Source organism: Arthrobacter zhaoguopingii (genome assembly GCF_009828595.1).
GTDB lineage: Bacteria > Actinomycetota > Actinomycetes > Actinomycetales > Micrococcaceae > Arthrobacter_D > Arthrobacter_D zhaoguopingii.
In genome coordinates, this window is record NZ_WPNY01000002.1 from 426,423 (window position 1) to 446,753 (window position 20,331).

At 70.1% G+C, this 20,331-nt stretch carries 15 protein-coding genes and 1 riboswitch; of the genes, 5 read left to right on the forward strand and 10 right to left on the reverse strand.

Going from position 1 to position 20,331, the window contains the following annotated elements:
* Positions 1-67: 67 nt before the first annotated feature.
* The gene (locus tag GVV86_RS04465; RefSeq protein WP_159618257.1) at positions 68-763 is read right to left on the reverse strand and encodes an alpha/beta fold hydrolase; all 696 of its coding nucleotides are present in this window, start codon (positions 761-763) and stop codon (positions 68-70) included.
* 84 nt (positions 764-847) lie between these two features.
* Positions 848-2,428: a signal recognition particle protein gene (gene ffh, locus GVV86_RS04470; protein WP_159618259.1), complete on the reverse strand. Its 1,581-nt coding sequence runs from the start codon at positions 2,426-2,428 to the stop codon at positions 848-850.
* Positions 2,429-2,526: 98 nt separating this feature from the next.
* Between ffh and GVV86_RS04475 the strand changes: the two genes are divergently transcribed.
* On the forward strand, positions 2,527-4,032 hold the full coding sequence (locus tag GVV86_RS04475) for a glucose-6-phosphate dehydrogenase (protein WP_159801579.1): 1,506 nt from the start codon (positions 2,527-2,529) through the stop codon (positions 4,030-4,032).
* A 139-nt stretch (positions 4,033-4,171) separates the two neighbouring features.
* On the opposite strand, the gene GVV86_RS04480 is transcribed toward GVV86_RS04475, so the two are convergent.
* From GVV86_RS04480 to ftsY, 3 genes are all read right to left on the reverse strand, one after another.
* Complete coding sequence (locus GVV86_RS04480) at positions 4,172-4,510, reverse strand: P-II family nitrogen regulator (RefSeq protein ID WP_159618263.1); 339 nt, start codon at positions 4,508-4,510, stop codon at positions 4,172-4,174.
* Entirely contained in the window at positions 4,507-5,814 is a 1,308-nt protein-coding gene (locus GVV86_RS04485) for an ammonium transporter (RefSeq protein ID WP_159801581.1), read from the reverse strand. The genes GVV86_RS04480 and GVV86_RS04485 overlap by 4 nt, the downstream gene beginning before the upstream one ends.
* Before the next feature lie 219 nt (positions 5,815-6,033).
* Positions 6,034-7,230, reverse strand: coding sequence for a signal recognition particle-docking protein FtsY (gene ftsY / locus GVV86_RS04490; protein ID WP_159801583.1), 1,197 nt, complete (start codon positions 7,228-7,230; stop codon positions 6,034-6,036).
* Positions 7,231-7,296: 66 nt separating this feature from the next.
* On the opposite strand from ftsY, the gene GVV86_RS04495 reads away from it, so the two are divergent.
* Positions 7,297-8,583, forward strand: a complete 1,287-nt coding sequence (locus GVV86_RS04495) for an MFS transporter (protein WP_159801585.1) — start codon at positions 7,297-7,299, stop codon at positions 8,581-8,583.
* Between the two features lie 4 nt (positions 8,584-8,587).
* Here GVV86_RS04495 and GVV86_RS04500 read toward each other — a convergent pair whose 3' ends face one another.
* Complete coding sequence (locus tag GVV86_RS04500; protein WP_159801587.1) at positions 8,588-12,247, reverse strand: AAA family ATPase; 3,660 nt, start codon at positions 12,245-12,247, stop codon at positions 8,588-8,590.
* A 225-nt stretch (positions 12,248-12,472) separates the two neighbouring features.
* Between GVV86_RS04500 and GVV86_RS04505 the strand changes: the two genes are divergently transcribed.
* Genes GVV86_RS04505 through GVV86_RS04515 form a run of 3 tightly spaced genes read left to right on the forward strand, consistent with a single transcriptional unit; the run spans position 12,473 to position 17,132 of the window.
* Positions 12,473-13,498, forward strand: coding sequence for a 3-oxoacyl-ACP synthase III (locus GVV86_RS04505; RefSeq protein WP_159618273.1), 1,026 nt, complete (start codon positions 12,473-12,475; stop codon positions 13,496-13,498).
* Positions 13,492-16,152: an alpha/beta fold hydrolase gene (locus GVV86_RS04510; protein ID WP_159801589.1), complete on the forward strand. Its 2,661-nt coding sequence runs from the start codon at positions 13,492-13,494 to the stop codon at positions 16,150-16,152. Before GVV86_RS04505 ends, GVV86_RS04510 begins: the two co-directional genes overlap by 7 nt.
* Positions 16,149-17,132, forward strand: coding sequence for an NAD-dependent epimerase/dehydratase family protein (locus GVV86_RS04515; protein ID WP_159801591.1), 984 nt, complete (start codon positions 16,149-16,151; stop codon positions 17,130-17,132). The genes GVV86_RS04510 and GVV86_RS04515 overlap by 4 nt, the downstream gene beginning before the upstream one ends.
* A 140-nt stretch (positions 17,133-17,272) precedes the next feature.
* On the opposite strand, the gene GVV86_RS04520 is transcribed toward GVV86_RS04515, so the two are convergent.
* The 4 genes from GVV86_RS04520 to rpmF form a co-directional block, all read right to left on the reverse strand.
* Complete coding sequence (locus GVV86_RS04520; RefSeq protein WP_159618279.1) at positions 17,273-18,145, reverse strand: C40 family peptidase; 873 nt, start codon at positions 18,143-18,145, stop codon at positions 17,273-17,275.
* Positions 18,146-18,148: 3 nt separating this feature from the next.
* Positions 18,149-18,322, reverse strand: a riboswitch (cyclic di-AMP (ydaO/yuaA leader).
* Positions 18,323-18,447: 125 nt separating this feature from the next.
* Positions 18,448-19,419, reverse strand: coding sequence for a bifunctional DNA-formamidopyrimidine glycosylase/DNA-(apurinic or apyrimidinic site) lyase (gene mutM, locus GVV86_RS04525; protein ID WP_159801593.1), 972 nt, complete (start codon positions 19,417-19,419; stop codon positions 18,448-18,450).
* Between the two features lie 6 nt (positions 19,420-19,425).
* Complete coding sequence (rnc, locus tag GVV86_RS04530) at positions 19,426-20,121, reverse strand: ribonuclease III (RefSeq protein WP_159801595.1); 696 nt, start codon at positions 20,119-20,121, stop codon at positions 19,426-19,428.
* Between the two features lie 6 nt (positions 20,122-20,127).
* Positions 20,128-20,331 (reverse strand): 50S ribosomal protein L32, encoded by a 204-nt coding sequence (gene rpmF, locus GVV86_RS04535; protein ID WP_120165325.1) that lies wholly within the window; start codon positions 20,329-20,331, stop codon positions 20,128-20,130.

The window sequence follows — 20,331 nt, forward strand, 5'->3', positions numbered from 1 at the left end:
CCTCCTCGGGTTGAAAGCCTCTGGTGGTACAACACTTGAAGCTTCAACTTATTCCCCGGCCGGAAGGTCAGGCAGCGGACGAGCGCAGAAAGTCCCGGACCACCCGGTCCCCTTCGTCGGTGTCGTGGGGGCGGTGGGCTCCGGGAGTGACGCGGTGGACGGCCCCGGTGCCCGCAAGGTAGCCCGCGACCTCCTCGTACAGCGGCTCCCAGCCTCCGGTCAGCACCAGGGTGGGTACACCCGGCACGATGTGCAGCGGCGCGGTCCACGGCGGGGCCTGCAGCCGCAGGCGCCGTGCGCTGCGGCGCTCGTCCTCGGTGGTGGGCTGCTCGGCCTCGGCCGCATAGAGCAGCCGGACGAACTGCTGGAGGAACTGCTCGTCGGAGAGCTCGCCGCGCTGCTCGAACAGGGGGGTGACGAGTTCGATATGGGCGGCCGTGACAGGCAGGTCGGCGGTGAGCGACAGGCAGGCCGGTTCAATCAGGGTGAGCGAAAGGATCAGGTCGGGCCGCTCGACCGCGGTGATCATTGCCGAGATCGCGCCCTGGGAATGGGCCACCAGGTGGCCGCCGTCCCCGAGCGCCTCAGTGATGATGCGCTGATCCTCACCGTGGTTGGTCGGCAGTGGCTCAGCCTCGGCGTCGAAGCCGTGCCGGCGCAGGAAGAGGCAGTCGTAGTTAAGGGCCAATCCGTGCTGCCGCGGCCAGGCGGCCGCCCCGAATGAGCTGCTGCCATGGACGAAGACAATGCGTTCCTGCGTCATGCTGCCAATCTGTTGCCGTCCGCCCGCGCCCCGGCCCGCCGGCGGTGCCGGCAGGGCCGGACCGCCGCGGCCCGGGTCCGGTTCCTACTTGCCGAGGAACTTCTCGAAGCCCTTGGGCAGGTTCAGCGACGCCGGGTCGAAGTCACCGGCGTTTCCGAACGCCGCACCGGTCGGTGCGGCGCTGCGGGCCGCACTGCGCTTCGCCTCGGCTGCCGCAAGTTCCTGGGCGGCCTTCGCGGGGTTTCCCGAGCGCGCCTTCTTCTTGCCCTTGGCCGCGGCGGCCTTCTTGCGCTGGCCGCCGAACCCTCCGGGGCCGGCCATTCCCGGCATGCCCGGGATACCGCCGCCCGAGGCCATCTTGCGCATCATCTTCTGGGCCTGACCGAACCGCTCAAGCAGACCGTTGACCTCGGAGACGTGCACGCCCGACCCGCGGGCGATGCGCGCACGGCGGGAACCGTTGATGATCTTCGGCGCGAGGCGCTCGTGCGGGGTCATCGACCGGACGATCGCTTCAACCCGGTCGATCTCGCGCTCGTCGAAGTTTTCGAGCTGCTCGCGCATGCCGGCGGCGCCGGGCATCATCATGAGCATCTTCTTCATCGAGCCCATGTTGCGGATCTGCTGCATCTGGGCCAGGAAGTCGTCGAGGGTGAAGTCCTCCTGATCGGCGAACTTCTTCGCCATCCGCGCCGCTTCGTCCTTGTCCCACGACTGCTCGGCCTGCTCGATCAGGGTCAGAATGTCGCCCATGTCGAGAATGCGTGAGGCCATGCGGTCGGGGTGGAACAGCTCGAAGTCCCCGAGGCCCTCGCCGGTGGAGGCGAACATGACGGGCTTACCCGTGACCGAGGCGACCGAGAGAGCGGCACCGCCGCGTGCGTCGCCGTCGAGCTTGGTCAGCACGACGCCGGTGAAGTCGACGCCTTCGTTGAACGCGAGCGCGGTGTTCACCGCGTCCTGGCCGATCATGGCGTCGATGACGAAGAGCACCTCGTCGGGGCTGATGGCGGCGCGGATGTCCGCGGCCTGCTGCATCAGTTCGGCGTCGACACCGAGCCGTCCGGCGGTGTCAACGATGACGACGTCGTGGAGCTTGGTGCGGGCCTCGGCCACGCCCTGGCGGGCGACGGCGACGGGGTCCCCGGTGGCGGCCTCGAATTCGGAGCTGACCCCCGGGTGCGGTGCGTACACCGGGACGCCGGCGCGCTCTCCGTTGACCTGGAGCTGGCGCACAGCGTTCGGGCGCTGCAGGTCGGCGGCCACCAGCAGGGGGCTGTGGCCCTGGCCCTTGAGCCACTTGGAGAGCTTTCCGGCCAGGGTGGTCTTACCCGCGCCCTGCAGGCCGGCGAGCATGATCACCGTCGGCGGCGTCTTGGCCAGCCGGATCCGGCGGGTCTCCCCGCCGAGGATCCCCACGAGCTCCTCATTGACGATCTTCACGACCTGCTGGCCCGGGTTCAGGGCCTGGGACACCTCGAGCCCGAGCGCGCGTTCCTTGACGCTGGCGGTGAAGGCACGCACCACGGGAACGGCGACGTCGGCGTCAAGCAGGGCACGGCGGATTTCCCGGACCGTCGCGTCGATGTCAGCTTCGGTCAGGCGCCCCTTGCCGCGGAGGTTTTTGAACGTCGCGGTCAACCGGTCGGAGAGTGAATTGAACACAGGCCGTGAACTACTTTCATCGGAGGTTGGAAAGACTCAACCTCAAGGGTATCAAGGAGGCTGCGGAAGCGGGTCCGCCGGGCCCCCGCACGGGAGACATGAGCGCCCGAAAGTGGCAGGGTGTAGGGGTGAATACTTCTTCCCTTACAGAACCCGGAACGGTTGCCTCAACAACCGATAAGCGCGTCCGGACGCTCCTGATCCTCGGTGCCTCCGGTGACCTCACCGGCAGGCTCCTGCTGCCCGGACTCGCCCGGCTGATCCGTACCGGCCGGGCGAAGGGGCTCTCCCTCGTCGGCGCCGGGTCGGATCCCTGGGACGACGAGAAGTGGCGTGCCCGGATCGACGAATCGTTCGCGGCGGCGATGGAGGCAAGCGGTGAGCAGGGCAGGCGGGCCCTGCAGGAGGTGCGGGACACGAGCACCTACCACCACGCCGACGTCACGGCCGGAGGTGTGCTCACCGAGCTCGTCGCCTCCCTCGAAGGTCCCGTCGCGATCTACTTCGCCCTTCCCCCGACGGTGAGCCAGCTCGCCTGCGCGGCCGCCGCCGCCGCTCCCAATGGACTGCCCGCGGAGACGCGGCTCGTCATGGAAAAACCGTTCGGCACCGATAAGGAGTCGGCCCACCGACTGAACGTCAACCTCGCGGGACTTGTGCCCGAGCACAACATCCACCGAGTCGACCACTTCCTCGGCAAAGCCACGGTGTTCAACATCCTGGGCATGCGCTTCGCGAACCGCATCCTCGAGCCGGTGTGGAACAACCTCCACATCGAAAAGGTCGAGGTGATCTTCGACGAGGATCTGGCGCTGGAGAACCGCGCCCGCTACTACGACCGCGCCGGCGCCCTGCGCGACATGATCCAGAGCCACCTGCTCCACGTCATGGCCCTGCTGGCGCTCAACGCCCCCTCGACCCTCCATGAGCGCGACCTCCGCGACCATATCGGGTCGGTGCTGCGTGCCAGTTCGATCGATCTGAGCCATCCGGGCAGCAGCCGGCGCGCCCGCTACACCGCCGGCAGCATCAAGGGCCGTGAGGTGCCCGACTACACGGCGGAGCCCGGAGTCGACGGCTCCCTGGGGACGGAGACGCTCGCGGAGGTCGTGGTTTCGATCAACAATGACCGGTGGGCCGGTGTGCCGTTCATCCTCCGGTCGGGCAAGGCGCTGGGGATGAAGCGCAAGGAAGCCCTCATCACGTTCAGGCCCGTCAACCATATCCCGGACGGGTTCAAGGGAATGGACACCCCGACGCGTCTGCGGATCGGCTTCGGGCCCGACACGCTTCAGCTTGAACTGGACGTCAACGGGCCCGGCGACATGTTCTCGCTGGACCGCGCGACCCTGACGGCGGAGCTCAACGCCACCGATCTGCTGCCCTACGGGGAGGTCCTTGACGGGGTACTCTCCGGGGACCCGACGCTTTCGGTGCGCAGCGACATCGCAGAGGACTGCTGGCGCATCGTCGAGCCTGTCCTGGCGGCTTGGGCCGCCAACGAAGTGCCGCTCGAGGAATACCCTGCAGGTTCCCAGGGCCCACAGGCGTGGGAGACCTCGAAGGTCGACACCACGCTGGAAACCCCCGTACTGCCCGACTGACGGCGGGCGCGGCCCGACGCGCGGACCCGCCGGCCGGTCCGACCGCGGACCGGCCGGCGGGTTCGATTTAAGGGAAAAGCCACCCCGGCGCGGGGTGGCTTTTCTCCTCGGACGCATGTTTCGTGGCGTAGCTTCGCAGCTACAGGGCGGCCTCGCCGCGCTCCCCCGTGCGGACGCGGACGGCGTCCTCGACGGGGATGACCCAGACCTTGCCGTCGCCGGCGCTTCCGGTGTTGGCGGTCGAGACGAGGACGTCGACGATGTCGCGGACCCATTCGTCGGAGACAAGCACCTCGACCCGCGCCTTGGGCAGCAGGTCCACCGTGTACTCCGCACCCCGGTAGACCTCGGTGTGCCCGCGCTGCCTGCCGTAGCCGCTGGCCGGGCTGACCGTCAGGCCCTGCACGCCGTACGTCTCAAGGGCGCCGCGCACATTGTCGAGTTTGTCCGGGCGGACAATCGCTGTCACCAGTTTCATGAGTTCACGCTCTCCGTCTGATCGATGGTCTTCTTGTCACGGAACTGGTCGGCAAACGGGTGGAAGGACCCGCCGACGCCGAGGCCGCCGAACTCGTAGGCCGTCTCCGCGTGCTCCGACAGGTCGACACCGGCCACCTCGTTGTCCGAGGTGATGCGGAACCCGATGGTCCTGTGGATGGCCAGACCGATCAGTGCGGTCATGACGGCCGACAGCGTGACGGCGACGAGGACCGAGACGAACTGGGCGACGAGCTGCGCCGCCCCGCCTCCGTAGAACAGGCCGCCGCCGGCGCCGTCCACCGGAAGGGCGATGAAGCCGAGGGCCAGGGTGCCGGTGACGCCGGCCACCAGGTGCACCGCGACCACGTCCAGGGAGTCGTCGAAGCCGAGGCGGTACTTGATCCCCACGGCGAGTGCGCACAGGACCCCTGCGACGAGGCCCAGGCCGACTGCGCCGATCGGGCTCACGTTGGCGCAGGCGGGGGTGATGGCGACAAGGCCCGCCACGATGCCCGACGCTGCGCCAAGGGAGGTGGGCCGTCCGTCGCGGAAGCGTTCGGTGACGAGCCAGCCGACCATCGCGGCAGCGGGTGCGGCCATGGTGTTGATCCAGATCAGCCCGGCCTCCTCAGCCGTCGACGCGGCGCCGCCGTTGAAACCGAACCAGCCGAACCACAGGAGGGCGGCGCCGAGCATCACCAGGGGGATGTTGTGCGGGCGCTGCGCCGGGTCCTTGCCGAAGCCCTGGCGCTTGCCCAGGATCACCGCGAGCACCAGAGCCGCGACGCCTGCGCTGATGTGCACCACGGTTCCGCCGGCGAAGTCGATCGCTTCGCCCACGGCGCCGCCGATGAGGCCGTCGGCGCTCAGGAGCCCGCCGCCCCACACCATGAAGGCCAGCGGGCAGTAGACAAGGGTGACCCAGATGGGGACGAACAGCGACCACGCGCCGAACTTCGCGCGGTCGGCGATCGCGCCGCTGATCAGGGCGACGGTGATGATCGCGAACGTCACTCCGTAGCCTGCGCCGATGAGGTCCTCGGTGCCGATCAGTTCCTGAAGCCCGAAGGAGGCGAAGGGATTGCCGAAGAGCTGGGCCACTCCGTCCCCGCCGGTCATTGAGTAGCCCCACAACACCCAGACGATCCCCACGAGGCCCACCGCGATGAAGCTCATCATCATCATGTTCAGGGCGGCCTTCGCGCGGGTCATGCCGCCGTAGAAGAAGGCTAGACCCGGCGTCATAAGCAGTACCAGGGCGGCCGAAACCATGACCCAGACGTGACCTGCTGTCAGATCCATATTCACGTCCTCTCAGAGGTGGCGGGCACTTCCCGCTCCTCAAGAGTGACGTGCCGGTGTTTCCGGGCATGAGGGTTTAGGTTTCGCGCAGGTTACTGGTTCCGCGCTCAGGTAAAAGGGCGGTGACGGCCGTGTTTCGGCGGTGTTTCCCACCGCACCACGGGCCGTCCCGCCCCTGTGTCCGGCCGCGCTCCCTGGATCGGGGAGCGCCGCCCGGCGTTAGTTGAGGAGGGCGTCCACGAAGCTCTCGGCCTCGAAGGGCGCCAGGTCGTCGGCGCCCTCGCCGAGGCCCACCAGCTTCACGGGCACGCCGAGGCTGCGCTGGATGGCGACGACGATGCCGCCCTTGGCGGTGCCGTCGAGCTTGGTGAGGACGATGCCGGTGACATTGACGACCTCGGAGAACACCTTCGCCTGGTTGAGCCCGTTCTGCCCGGTGGTGGCATCGAGGACGAGGAGCACCTCGTCGACGGTGCCCTGCTTCTCGATGACCCGCTTGACCTTCCCGAGTTCGTCCATCAGGCCGACCTTGTTCTGCAGGCGTCCGGCGGTGTCGATCATCACGACATCGACCTCCTGGTCGATCCCGGCCTTGACCGCCTCGAAGGCGACCGACGCGGGGTCCGCGCCGTCGATGTCGGACTTCACGGTGGGCACCCCGACGCGCTGGCCCCAGGTGGCGAGCTGTTCGGCGGCGGCGGCGCGGAAGGTGTCGGCCGCGCCAAGGAGTACGTCCTTGTCCTCGGCGACGAGCACCCGGGCGAGCTTGCCCACGGTGGTGGTCTTGCCCACACCGTTCACGCCCACGACGAGGACGATGGCGGGGCGGTCGAGGTGGCGTTCGGTCGCCAGCGACCGGTCCATGGTGGGGTCGACGAGTCGAATGAGCTCCTCGCGGAGCATCGCCTTGACCTCTTCGGGGGTTCGGCTGCCGGAGACTTTGACGCGGGCGCGCAGTGCGTCGACCAGCTCGGTGGTGGGCTCGGTGCCGAGGTCGGCCAGCAGGAGGGTCTCCTCCACCTCATCCCAGACGTCCTCGTCGATCTTGTCCCTGGAGAGCAGCGCCAGCAGGCCCTTGCCCAGGGCGGTGTTGGAGCGCACCAGCCGGGCGCGCAGCCGGGCGAGCCTTCCCTGCACCGGTTCCGGCCGTTCGGTGGTCGGGAGTTCAGTGACGGCCTCGTCGAGTCCGCTGAGATCGTCGGGAACGACGACGCCCGGGGTGGTCGCCACCTCGCCGTCGACAAGGTCAACGGAGGTCGCCCCGTGAACGTCGAGACCGCCCCTGTCATCGGCATCGCGAAGCGTCGGGTAGGCGCCCGGAGGCGTGCGGCGCCCCTTGAGCAGCAGGACGGCGGCGGAGCCGACGACCGCAATGGCGATCACGAAAAAGATTACGATCTGGAGAGTCTCATTCACTGTTCCAGCTTCTCACACGAGGCGATTGAGCATCCGGCGGCCTGCAGTGGAAGACTTCTTCTTACTATGGTTCGAAATCCCCAGCGCTCCGCCCTCCGCAGGCTGCTTCCCTTCCCTCCGGCCGGACGGCCCATCCGCAAGGAGCAGGAGCGGATCCCGCGTGAGATCAAGGTGCTGATCGCCTCGGCGTTCGTCATCGCCATCGGCTTCGGGCTCGTCGCCCCGGTGCTCCCCCAGTTCGCGCAGAGCTTCGACGTGGGAGTCACCGCCTCCTCGGTGATCGTCAGCGCCTTCGCCTTCACCCGGCTCATCTTCGCCCCGGCCGGTGGACGGCTGATCGAGCGCCTGGGCGAGCGGCCGGTCTATGTGGTGGGTCTGCTGATCGTGGCGCTGTCGACGGCGGCGTGCGCCTTCGCGGAAAACTACTGGCAGCTGCTGATCTTCCGCGGGCTCGGCGGCATCGGCTCGACCATGTTCACCGTCTCCGCGCTGGGCCTGATTGTCCGCCTGGCGCCGGCCGGAATCCGGGGCCGGATCTCGAGCGCCTATGCATCGGCCTTCCTGCTCGGCAGCATCGGCGGCCCGATCCTCGGCGGGCTGCTGGCCGGCTTCGGGCTGCGGGTCCCCTTCCTTGTCTACGCGGGGGCGTTGCTGATCGCCTCCGCCGTCGTATTCTTCCAGCTCAAGGACACCCGCCTCGGGGACCGGCGGACCGGAGCCGCCCAGTCGGTGCTCACGGTGCGAGAAGCCCTCAAGGACTCGGCCTACCGGGCGTCCCTGCTGTCGAGCTTCGCCAACGGCTGGTCCTCCTTCGGTGTGCGCCTGGCCCTGGTTCCGCTGTTCGCGACGGTCGTGCTGGGCGCCGGCCCTGGGATTGCGGGCATCTCGCTGGCGTTCTTCGCCGGCGGGACGGCTCTGGCCCTGACGGTGTCCGGCCGCCTCGCCGACACCTGGGGGCGCCGTCCGATGCTCCTCATCGGACTGGCGGTCAACGGCCTTGCCATGGCCGCCCTCGGGTTCGCCGGGAGCGTCCCGGTCTTCCTGGCCATCTGCGTCGTCGGCGGCGTGGGGGCCGGCATCCTCAACCCGGCCCAGCAGGCCGTGGTGGCCGATGTCGTCGGCAGCGAGCGCAGCGGCGGCAAGGTGCTTGCCGTCTTCCAGATGGCCAGCGACACCGGTGCCATCTTCGGCCCCATCCTCGCGGGGATCATCATCGACCAGCTCCCCTACGGGTCGTTCGCGCTGGCGTTCGCGGTGACCGGAGCGCTGACCGCTGCGGCCTTCGTGCTGTGGCTCGGCTCCCGGGAGACGCTCCCCACCCGAGGCCAGGCCGCACCGCCGACGGCGGCCTGACGGCTCAGGCGCCCACCAGCCGCTGGCTGATCACCGCCGAGACACCGTCTCCGCGCATCGACACCCCGTAGAGGGCGTCGGCGACCTCCATCGTGCGCTTCTGGTGGGTGATGATGATGAGCTGGCTCGACTCCCGGAGCTCCTCGAAGATGGAGAGCAGCCGGCCCAGGTTCGTGTCGTCAAGGGCGGCCTCCACCTCGTCCATCACGTAGAACGGGGAGGGCCGGGCCTTGAAGATCGCCACGAGCAGGGCGACGGCGGTCAGCGAGCGCTCACCGCCGGAGAGCAGCGACAGCCGCTTGATGCGCTTGCCGGCGGGCCGGGCCTCCACCTCGATCCCGGTGGCGAGCATGTCCTCGGGGTCGGTCAGCACGAGCCTTCCCTCGCCGCCGGGGAAGAGCCGTCCGAAGACATGCTCAAACTGCACGGCGGTGTCGCGGTAGGCGGCGGTGAAGACCTGCTCCACGCGCTCGTCGACCTCGCGGATGATGTCGAGAAGGTCCTTGCGGGTGGCCTTGAGGTCCCCGAGCTGCGTGCTGAGGAAGGTATGACGTTCCTCGAGGGCTGCGAACTCCTCGAGCGCGAGCGGGTTGACCTTCCCGAGCGCGGCCAGGTCGCGCTCGGCGCGCCGAAGCCGCTTCTCCTGCTCGGCGCGCACGAAGGGCACTCCCTCGGCGACAACGCGGCCGCCGTCGTCCACCGGGAGCCGCAGTTCGGCCCACTTGTCCTCCGACGCGGTGGCCGTGGGGACGGGCAGGTGCGGCCCGTATTCGGCCGTCAGGTGTTCAGGGGTGAGCCCGAGCTCTTCGACCGAACGGTTCTCCAGCGCCTCGATGCGCAGGCGCTGGCCGGCCCGGACCAGTTCGTCGCGGTGCAGGGCGTCGGTCAGGCGCGCCAGTTCGGCCACCAGCGCCTCATGGGCTGCCCGGGCCTGGCCCAGCTGGGCTTCGGCGTCGGCCGCGCGCCGCTCGGCGGCCGCCCGGAGCCGCTCCGCGGCGGCGATCGAAGCGGTAATGAACTCGAGCACCGTGCCCGCCGCGGCAGCGACGGCCCGGGCCCGGGCTGCCTGCGCCTGCCGAATGCGGGCCCGCTCGGCCGCCTGCAGGCGCGCCTGCCGCTCGCTGGCCGCTGCGCGCTCGAGGGAGGCGGCCCGGTTGGCGAGCGCGTGGAGCTGCTCCTCGGCGCTCCTCAGCGTGAGCCGGGCGTCCATCTCGGCCTGGCGTGCGGCTCCCGCGGCAGCCGAGAGCCGGTCCCTCACCTCGGTCGAGGGGTCCGGGTCGTCCGGCAGCTCCTGGACCGCCGCGAGCCGCTCTTCGGCGTCCTTGAGCTTCGCCCGTTCGAGCCCGAGCGTTCCCTCAGCGGTTTGGGCGAGCTTCCGAAGACGGTCGGCTTCCCCACCGGCGGAGCGCACAGCGGAACCGAGCTGGCCGAGTTTCTCCTCGACGGCCGAGAGGCGCGCGTCGGATTCGTGGAGTTTCTCCAGCGCCGCCGCGGCGCGTTCCGCAGCGAGCTGTTTCTGCGCGGCCGCGTCGGCGAGCCGGCGCGTGATGTCCGCAACCTGGGCCGAGGCATGCTCCAACCGCCGGGTCGTCTCCTCGACGGCCGCCTGGATCTCCAGCAGGCTCGGGGCCCCGGGGGATCCGCCCCGGGCCGTGGAGGCCGACACGGTGTCGCCGTCGCGGGTGACAGCGGTCAGGCCCGGGTGGCGCTGAACGGCCGCGTGCGCCGCATCGAGGTCCTCGACCACCACAACCCCGTCCAGCACCGCGGCGAGCGAGTGCCGCAGGGCCGGGCCGGCGGAGAGGAGGTCCAGGGCGTACCGCGTACCGGCCGGCGCCGCGGCGGCCGGTCCGGCCGTCGAACCGGCATCCGGGCCGGGGCCTGTCGTTTCGGATCCGTCGGAAGGTGCCGCATTCCCGCCGGAGTCTGCCGCATTCCCGCCGGAGTCTGCCGAGCCGGCGACGACGACGGCCACCTGCCCGGCGTCGTCCTCCTTCATCCGGCGCAGGGCCGCCACGGCGGTGCCCGCATCGGCGACGGCGACGGCGTCGGTGAGGCCCGCGAGGGCCGCAGCGACGGCCGTCTCATATCCCGGTTCGACCCGGATCAGTCCGGCGAGCGGCTCGCGGACCCCGGGAATCCCGGAGGCCAGGAGCGCCTGCGAGCCGTCCCGCTGCCGCAGGCCCTCCAGCTGCGCGCCGCGGCGTGCAGCGAGGGCGTCCCGCTCGCGCTCGGCGGCGCGGCTGCTTTCGTCGAGGGCCGCTGTGACCGCGGCGAGCCGTTCGAGCTCGGCCTGGGCCTCTTCGTAGGCTGCGTCGAGGCCCTCCTCGCCGTCCACGGCGCCGGCCACCTGCCCTTCGAGGGCGGCGAACTCACGTCCGGCAGCTTCCTGCCGCGCCAGCGCCTCGGCGATCGAGCCGCCGAGGCGGCCCAGTTCGGCCTCGACCGACTCGACCCGCGACCGGGCCGCTCCCACCTGGCCCGCGAGGCGGGCCACCCCTTCGCGGCGGTCGGCTGCGGCGCGCAACAGCGCCGTCAGGCGCTTTTCCTCGGCCGCGGCGGCCTCCTCGGCTTCGGCCCGGCCGACGAGGGCCGATTCGAGTTCCTGGGCGTTCTCCCGGATCTGGTCCTTGAGCTCTTCCTCCTCGGCCCGGAGCCGGTGGGCCTGCCGGTCGAGCTCGTCGGGTTCCCTGCCCCGGTCGGGGGCGGCGGCCGGCACGCCGAGCAGCTTGGAGCGTTCGGCGGCGAGGACCTGCAGCGACCGGTACCTCTCGGCGACGGCCGTGAGCCGGTACCAGTCGTCCCGGGCCCGGGTCAGCGCCGGTGCGGCCTCGGCGGCGATCCGCTCGAGCCCGCCCTGGCGTTCCCGCTGCGCTTCGAGGAGCGCTTCGACCTCCGCGTGCCGCCGGCGTGCCGCCGTTTCGTCCGCCGTCTCCTTGGCGAGTGCCTCCTGCAGCCCGACCAGTTCATCGGCGAGCAGCCGAGCCCGCGCGTCGCGGACCTCGAACTGCACCTGCTGGGCGCGGCGGGCCACCTCGGCCTGCTTGCCCAGCGGCGTCAGCTGCCGGCGCAGCTCCGCCGTCAGGTCGGTCAGGCGCGCGAGGTTCGCTTCCATCGACTCGAGCTTCCGCACAGTCTTTTCGCGGCGGCGGCGGTGCTTGAGGATGCCGGCTGCCTCCTCGATGAAGCCCCGGCGTTCCTCGGGGGTCGCGTGGAGCACCTTATCGAGCTGGCCCTGGCCGACAATGACGTGCATTTCCCGGCCTAGGCCCGAATCCGACAAAAGTTCCTGAATGTCAAGTAACCGGCAATTCCTGCCATTGATCGCGTATTCCGATCCCCCCGAGCGGAAAAGCGTACGGGAAATGGTCACCTCGGAATATTCGATGGGCAGGGCACCGTCGGCGTTGTCGATGGTGAGGGTGACCTGGGCCCGGCCCAGCGGCGGCCGGCCGGCCGTCCCGGCGAAGATGACGTCCTCCATCTTGCCGCCGCGCAGGGTTTTGGCGCCCTGTTCGCCCATCACCCACGCCAGCGCGTCCACGACGTTCGACTTGCCGGATCCGTTAGGTCCGACGACCGCCGTGACGCCCGGCTCGAAGTCGAACGTCGTCGCGGATGCGAACGACTTGAAGCCTCGCACGGTTAGACTCTTCAAATGCACAGTGGTCAGGTTCTCCAAAGGGGGCGGGTCTTCCCAATCTACTGCGTGTAGCACGGTTCGACGCGCATCTGCCGCGACCGTGTGCGGACAAAAAAGAAACCACTTGGAGGAATACCAAGTAGGCTTTCCAAAGGTTCGGAAGCATCCCCAGGCGCCCCGGCACGACCTCCAAGGTGGTATTTTCCCCTTGGAGCGGGGCGTTCATCAGTTGACGAGGCAGGAAATTTGACCGGTAACGCGACGTTTCGACATGAAAATACGGCTCTGCTCGCCGTCACGAGCGTGGAGGCGCCGGTAGTCGTCAGTTCCGCGGAATTCGACGAGCGGCTGGCCCCGAGCCTGAAGCGCCTTCGGCTCTCCAAGAGGCTGCTTGAGCGGGTAGCCGGCGTCACCGAACGCCGCTGGTGGTCCCCGGGCACCGCCTTCGACGACGCCGCCATCGAGGCGGGCGCGAAGGCCATGGCGGAGGCGGGCATCGAACCCGGCGAGGTGGGGCTGCTCATCAACACCTCGGTCACCCGGCGCAACCTTGAGCCCTCGGTCGCCGTGAAGATCCATCATTCCCTCGGGCTTCCCTCCTCGGCGATGAACTTCGACCTCGCCAACGCCTGCCTCGGCTTCGTCAACGGCATGACCCTGGCCGCCAACATGATCGACTCGGGCCAGATCAAGTACGCCCTGATCGTGGCGGGCGAGGACGCCCAGGGCACCCAGGAGGCGACGTTCAACCGGCTGAACCGGCCCACCTCCACGCGGGAGGACTTCCTCAGCGAGTTCGCCACCCTGACCCTCGGCTCCGGCGCGGCCGCGGCCGTGATCGGCCCGGCCGACCTGCACCCGGGCTCCCACCGCATCCTGGGCGGTGTCTCCCGGGCCGGGACCCAGCACCACGAACTGTGCGTGGGCGGAGTGGACGGCATGTACACCGACACGAAGGGCCTGCTCGACGGCGGGCTCGAACTGGTGGTGGACGCCTGGCACGAAGCGCAGACCGACGGGTGGAAGTGGGACTCGATGGACCGCTACGTCACCCACCAGGTCTCCAACTCCTACACAAACGCCATCATCAAGGCCGTGAACCTGGTGCGCGAGCGGGTGCCCATCACCTTCCCCCGCTGGGGCAACGTGGGGCCCGCATCCCTGCCGATGACCCTGGCGCAGGAAAGCCAGTCCCTCAACGCCGGGGACCGGGTGCTGTGCCTCGGTGTGGGCTCAGGGCTCAATACCTCGATGATGGAGATTGCGTGGTAGCTCTCCCCGGCGTTGACCCCTCGTGGTCGGCGTATCTCGACGTGCCCTCGTCGGCCCCCGCCGACAACCCCGGGACCGTCCGCACCTGGCACTACCTCGACAACGCCGCCGCTCTCCGGGAGTCCGGCACCGAGGTCCGCGGAACCCTGCTGTGCGTGCACGGCAATCCCACCTGGTCCTACCTGTGGCGTACGCTGCTGCCCGCCGGAACGGTGGCGGGCTGGCGCGTCGTCGCCGTTGACCAGCTCAATATGGGCTTCTCCCAGCGGACCGGGGTCTTCCGGCGCCTCGCCGACCGCGTTACCGACCTCGAGGATTTTATTGCCGCCGCCGATCTGCGCGGCCCCCTGGTCACCGTCGGGCACGACTGGGGCGGCGTCGTCAGCCTCGGCTTCGCCCACCGCAACCGGTCCCGCCTGGCCGGGGTGGTCCTGACCAACACCGCGGTGCACCAGAACCCGTCCCGGCCCCTGCCCGCTCCCCTGCGCCTGGCCCTGCTGCCCCCGGTGCGCCGGACCGGAACCCAGACGACTCCGGCGTTCCTCGACATCACCCACGCCCTGGCCCGGCCGAAGCTCACCAGCGAGGTCCGGGATGCCTTCCGCGCGCCCTACCGCACCGTCGAATCCCGGAAGGGCATCGCCGATTTCGTCGCCGACATTCCCCGCGATCGGTCCCACCCGAGCTTCCCGGCCCTGACGGAGATCGCCGACGGGATCCGCACCCTTGACGTGCCCTCGCTGCTCCTTTGGGGTCCGCACGATCCGGTCTTCACGGAGACCTACCTCGAAGACCTCACCCGCAGGCTGCCGCACGCCGACGTCCACCGCTTCGAGGACGCCGGCCACCTGGTCCAGGAGGACGCCGACGTCGCCGGGACTCTCTTTTCCTGGCTTCGGCGCCGGGGCGTGGCGGCGGACAGCGCCGAAGGCACAGGCGCCGCTCCCGACGCCGGCACCGGTTCCGCCGACGCCGATGACCGCGTCTTCACTCCCCTTGAGACGCGCCTCACCGAAGCGGCGGCCGCCGACGGTTCGTCGCTGGCCGTGGCCGAGATGGACTCCGGCCGTGTGCGCCGTTCGCTGAGCTGGGCCGGGCTGGAGGCCGACATCGCCGCCGTCGCCGCAGGGCTCGGGCGCTCCGGTCTGGGCGCCGGAAGCAGGATCAGCCTGATGGTTCCGCCGGGGGTTGACCTGACCGTCCTGATCTACGCCTGCCTGCGGATCGGCGCCGTGATCGTGGTTGCCGATGCGGGGCTCGGGGCCCGCGGGCTCTCCCGCGCCGTGCGCGGGAGCGCGCCGGACGCCGTCATCGGCATCGAGCGCGCCCTCACGGCGGCCCGGATCTTCGGCTGGCCTGGACGCCGGATCAGCGTGGAAGAGCTCGACCCGGCCCGGCGCCGGCTGCTGGCCGTTGACACCTCGCTGGCCGAGCTGCGCACCCCCGCCGGTGCCCCAGCCGGCCTCCGCCCGCCGCCGCACCCCGACGCCGACGCAGCCATCCTCTTCACCTCCGGTTCCACCGGGCCCGCCAAGGGCGTGGTGTACACGCACCGGCAGCTCTCCGCCATGCGGGACGCGGTGGCCGAGACCTTCGGCATCCACCCCGGTGGTGCCCTCGTCGCGGGGTTCGCGCCGTTCGCCCTGCTCGGGCCGGCCCTCGGGGTGGCATCCGTGACCCCCGACATGGACGTGACAGCGCCGCGCACCCTCACCGCGGCGGCGCTTGCCGACGCGGTGGCCGCCGTCGACGCCACAGCGGTCTTCGCCTCACCCGCCGCCCTGCGCAATGTGCTGGCGACCGAAACGGACCTTTCCGCCGACGGCCGGGCCGCGCTGCAGCGGGTGGGCCTGCTGCTGTCCGCGGGCGCGCCGATCCCTGCTCCCCTGCTCGAGCGGGTCCAGGCGCTGCTGCCCGACGCCGCACTCCACACCCCTTACGGCATGACGGAGGCGCTGCCGGTCACCGACGTCGACCTGCCCTCGATCCGCAAGGCGGCCGGGGACGCCGCCGCAGGCCTGCCCGGCGCCGGGAACGGGGTCTGTGTGGGCACCGCCGTGCACGGGGCACGGGTGGCGGTCAGCCCGCTCGGCTCCGATGGCTCCGCTGACGGAGAGCCGACGACGGAGGCCGGCGTGAGCGGGGAAATCCTCGTCGACGCCCCTCACGTCAAGGACCGCTACCACCGGTTGTGGCGCACCGAGGCCGAATCGGCCCGCACGGCGCCCTGGCACCGCACCGGCGACGTCGGCCACTTCGACGCGGCCGGGCGACTGTGGGTTGAGGGCCGCCTCGGCCACATCATCACGGCCCCCGGCGGGGTCCTCACCCCCGTCGGCGTCGAACACGCGATCGAGGAGGTCGACGGGGTGCGCCTCGCCGCCGTCGTCGGCGTCGGTCCGGCAGGAACCCAGGCCGTTGTCGGAGTGCTTGAGACCGACCCGCCGCTCCGGCGGAACCGTCCGGGGCTGGCCGAGGCCGGTCTCGCGGCCGGCGTCCGGGCCGCGGCCTCCGCCGCGGGGACCGAGCTCGCCGCGGTCCTCACCGTCCCGGCCCTGCCCGTGGACATCCGGCACAACTCGAAGCTCGACCGGGCCCGGATCGCCGCCTGGGCGGAGCAGACCCTGTCCGGCGGCCGCGTCCGCACGCTATGACCGTCCTGGTCACCGGGGCCAGCGGCCTCCTCGGCGGCGCGGTGGCCGCCCTGCTTCGAGCACAGGGAACTCCGGTGCGCACCTTCCAGCGCCGGCCTTCGGGCGTGCCCGGAGCCCAGGACGAACTGGGATCCCTGACCGACCCTGCGGCCCTCGCCCGGGCCGCCGCCGGCGTCGACGCGGTCATCCACCTTGCCGCCAAGGTCTCCTTCACCGGGCACCCGGCCGACTTCGAGGCGATCAATGTCGAAGGGACGCGGGCGCTCCTGACGGCTGCGCGGGACGCGGGAGTACCCGATGTGGTCTTTGTCTCCTCGCCCTCGGTGGCGGCGGACGGCACCTCGTCTCCCGGGGCAGGCGCCGCCCCGGCCGATCCGGAGCGCGCGCGGGGCGACTATGCGCGGACGAAGGGCCTTGCGGAACTGCTTGCGCTGGGCATGTCGGAGCCGGGCTTCCGGGTCGCTGCCGTCCGCCCCCACATCGTCTGGGGGCCCGGAGACACCCAGCTCGTCGAGCGCGTGCTGGCCCGGGCCAAGGCCGGACGCCTTCCCGTTCTCGACCAGGGCACGGCGCTGGTGGACACAACCTACGTGGACAACGCCGCGGCGGCCATCGTTACGGCGCTGCGCCGGATCGGGCACGTGCAGGGCAGGGCGCTGGTCGTGACCAACGGCGAGCCGCGGCCGATCGGTGAGATGATCGCCGGAATCTGCAGAGCGGGCGGCGTACGGCCGCCACGGTGGAGCGTGCCCGGGGCCGTGGCCCGGACGGCGGGCGCGGTTGTCGAAAGGGCGTGGCGGCGCTCCGGGTCGACCCACGAGCCGCCCATGACCCGCTTCCTCGCTGAACAGCTCTCGACGGCGCACTGGTTCGACCAGCGGCAGACCCGGGAGCTGCTCGCCTGGGTCCCCGAGGTGTCGATCGACGAGGGCCTCGCGCGTCTGGCCGCCCACTACCGGGCACCGGGGCCCCGCTTCTGACGCTGCGGCCCTGACCGCAGCTACCGGGCACGCCCCCATCCGCGGGATGCGCGGCCCGAGTCCGGGCGCGTCGGTGGATAGCCAAAAGGCCGGTACCCCTTTCGGGGCACCGGCCTTTTGCGTGCTGAAACAGCGGGGTATTAGCCGGCGGTGTAGTAACCGTCGACCGACATGGCGCTCACGTCGTGGACGAGGGTGCCCTGCGAGGGGTTCAGCGCGCTGACCATCTTGCCGTTGCCGAGGTAGATGCCGACGTGGCTTCCACCGTTCTGGCTGACCAGGTCGCCCGGCTGCGGGTTGGCGGTCGGGGTCAGGGCGGCGAACTGCGACCAGGTGGTGCGGGGCAGGTCGATGCCGTTCTGGGCGTAGACCCACTGGACGAAGCCGGAGCAGTCCCAGCCACCGAAACCGGTGCCACCGAAGACGTAGCCGGAGCCAACGCCCTGCAGTGCCGTGCCGGTGATGCCATTGGTCGAGGCGGCGCCGATGACGCGCATCCCGTTGCTCTGGCTGCTGATGCCCATCGGGTTGCTGGCGGTCGCAGCGGTCTGGGCCGGTGCTGCCTGCGGAGCAGGAGCGAAGGCCTGGACAGCGGCGGCGGGCTGCGGAGCAGCAGCTACGGCTTCGCCGGAGAGGACGATGGTCTGGCCCGGGTAGATGACCGAGTCCCAGCCCATTCCATTGGCGGCGAAGATGGCGTCAAGACTGACCCCATACTTGCCGGCGATGCTTCCGAGCGTGTCGCCTGCAACCACGGTGTGCGAGGTTGCGGAGGCAGGGGCTGCCTGGACAGCGGGGGCGCTGACCTGCGATGCGGACGTGCTTACCTCAACCTCGCCGGCAGCGTTCGCCGGAAGCGTTGCACCGAGCAGGATGCCCGAAGCTGCGACGACGACGGCTGCCGGGCGGCCAGCTACGCCGGCAGTTGCGGCGACGGCGCGGGTTGCGGTCTTGAGGGGACTGGTGCGGACCGGGGTCGCCCGGTGGCGCGCGATTGTACGATTCTTGGACATAAAGTTGCCTCTCCCGATGCCTGCGGAGTTAGCTGTCGGGTTCGGATGGGACACCCGGGCGCGCCGGACCATCTCCCCAGATGATGTCCGTGCCGCGCCTTAACCCCTAGGACTCTTCACAAAGAGCCCGCTCTCGGTTCCCCCGCCCCTGTCGGAAATGTTATGCGAACGGTCCTTCTGTCACCGACAGGGTTAGGCAGTCTGACGAAGGGCGCCGGTCCATGATGTCCCGGCGCGGGTCTAACGCTACCTGCGCATCTCGGAATTGTCACATTCAGATCACGGACGGGTAAACGCTGTAACTACCAGCGGGCATTGCGCGGTACCGGCTGGCATCGAGGGCAGCTGTAGGAGGAGCGGTTCATGAAGACATCCCTGCGCATCCGGGTTTCCCGCCCTTCCGCGGCACACCGCCTGCAGTGCTCGCCTGTGCGGCCGTAAGCGTTGAGGGATCGTTCGAAGTATCCCGAGGTGCCGTTGATGTTCACGTAGAGCGAATCGAAGCTCGTTCCACCGGCCTCAAGCGCCCGCTCCATTACCGACCGCGCCTCCTCGACGAGTCGGAGGGACTCGGACCGCCGGAGGGTATCGGTGGGGCGGGCGAAGTGGAGGCGCGCGGCCCACAGTGCCTCGTCGGCGTAGATATTGCCGATGCCGGAAATGAGTGACTGATCAAGCAGAGCGCGCTTGATGCCTGTGCGGCGGGCCCGCAGCCGGGCGTGGAAGACGTCGAAGGAGAAGGCGGGGTCGAGGGGGTCACGGGCGATGTGGGCGGCCTGGCGCGGAATCAGCGGCAGATCACCCTCTCCCCTGCCGCCCGGGAGTCCGTCCGGGGTCGGTTCGAGGTCCGCAAGGAACATCCCCCCAAAGATCCGCTGGTCGACGAACCTCAGCTCGGAGGGCAGTTCGACCCCGGTTTCGTCGCGCGCCGGCGACAGCACAAGGCGGATCCGAAGGTGTTTTTCGTCGGGAAGTCCCGGATCCTTCACCAGGAGCTGTCCGCTCATGCCCAGATGGGCCATGAGCGCCGTGCGGGGCGGCCCGGCGGGGTGAGAATTCTCACTCGGGGCATTCAGCGGCATCCACAGGAACTTTCCGCGCCGGACGACGTCGGCGATGGTCATACCCGCAAGCCGCCGCTGAAGGTCATCGGGGCCCATGGGATGGCGGCGTGCGGAGCGCGGGTCGAGGACATCGGCCGCTTCGATGGTGCGGCCGCCGGCCCAGCGCGCCAGCCCGCGGCGCACCACCTCGACTTCGGGAAGTTCGGGCACCGCGGCCTAGCTGCCGTCGGCAGGCAAGGCGCCGCGCAGGATCTTCCACGACGCGGCCGCGGCGGCCTGTTCCGCTTCCTTCTTCGAGTGTCCGGCGCCGGTGCCGTAGGGCGTTCCGCCGATGACGAGGAGCGCCTCGAACGAGCGCGCATGGTCGGGGCCGGTGCCTGTCACCTGGTAGTCGATGGCGCCGAGGCGGCGGGCGGCGGCGGTCTCCTGGATGCGCGTCTTCCAGTCGGTGCCCTCGCCGAGGACCTCCGAGTCGCGGAGCAGCGGCCCGATGAGCCGCATCACCATCGCCTGGGCCGTCTCGATCCCGTGGCTGAGGTAGGCGGCGCCGATGACGGCCTCCATGGTGTCGGCCAGGATGGAGGACTTGTCGCGCCCGTTGGTCAGCTTCTCCCCCTGCCCGAGCAGGATGTGCTGGCCGAGGTCGAGGCTGCGGGCCACTCCGGCGAGGGCGCGGGTGCTGACGACGGCGGACCTGCGCTTGGCGAGATCGCCTTCGGAGAGGCCCGGGTTGTCGCGGTAGAGCGCGTCCGTCACCGACAGGCCGAGCACCGAGTCGCCGAGGAACTCAAGGCGCTCATTGGTGGGGATACCGCCCTGCTCGTACGCGTACGACCGGTGCGTCAGGGCAAGACGAAGCGTCCCGGCATCGATATCGACACCGAGACGCTTGGTCAGATCTTCCTTAGACACGCCAGATTAGACGTCGGCTACCTTGCGGCCCTTGTACTCAAGGAACAGCGGGGTGCCGGCGGAGTCGGTCACAACCTTGGCCTGGTGGGCCAGGCTGTAGGTGACGCGGCCGTTCTCCACGGTCTTGACCAGTTTGGGGGCGGTTGCCTTCCACTGGGACCGGCGTGCGCGTGTATTCGCGCGGGACATTTTCCGCTTGGGAACAGCCAC

What these genes read in the sequence shown, in the direction of transcription:
- GVV86_RS04465 (WP_159618257.1), bottom strand. Translation starts at nt 763, where the DNA reads ATGACGCAGGAACGCATTGTCTTCGTCCATGGCAGCAGCTCATTCGGG.
- GVV86_RS04475 (WP_159801579.1), top strand. Translation starts at nt 2,527, where the DNA reads ATGAGCGCCCGAAAGTGGCAGGGTGTAGGGGTGAATACTTCTTCCCTT.
- GVV86_RS04480 (WP_159618263.1), bottom strand. Translation starts at nt 4,510, where the DNA reads ATGAAACTGGTGACAGCGATTGTCCGCCCGGACAAACTCGACAATGTG.
- GVV86_RS04485 (WP_159801581.1), bottom strand. Translation starts at nt 5,814, where the DNA reads ATGGATCTGACAGCAGGTCACGTCTGGGTCATGGTTTCGGCCGCCCTG.
- GVV86_RS04495 (WP_159801585.1), top strand. Translation starts at nt 7,297, where the DNA reads ATGGTTCGAAATCCCCAGCGCTCCGCCCTCCGCAGGCTGCTTCCCTTC.
- GVV86_RS04515 (WP_159801591.1), top strand. Translation starts at nt 16,149, where the DNA reads ATGACCGTCCTGGTCACCGGGGCCAGCGGCCTCCTCGGCGGCGCGGTG.
- GVV86_RS04520 (WP_159618279.1), bottom strand. Translation starts at nt 18,145, where the DNA reads ATGTCCAAGAATCGTACAATCGCGCGCCACCGGGCGACCCCGGTCCGC.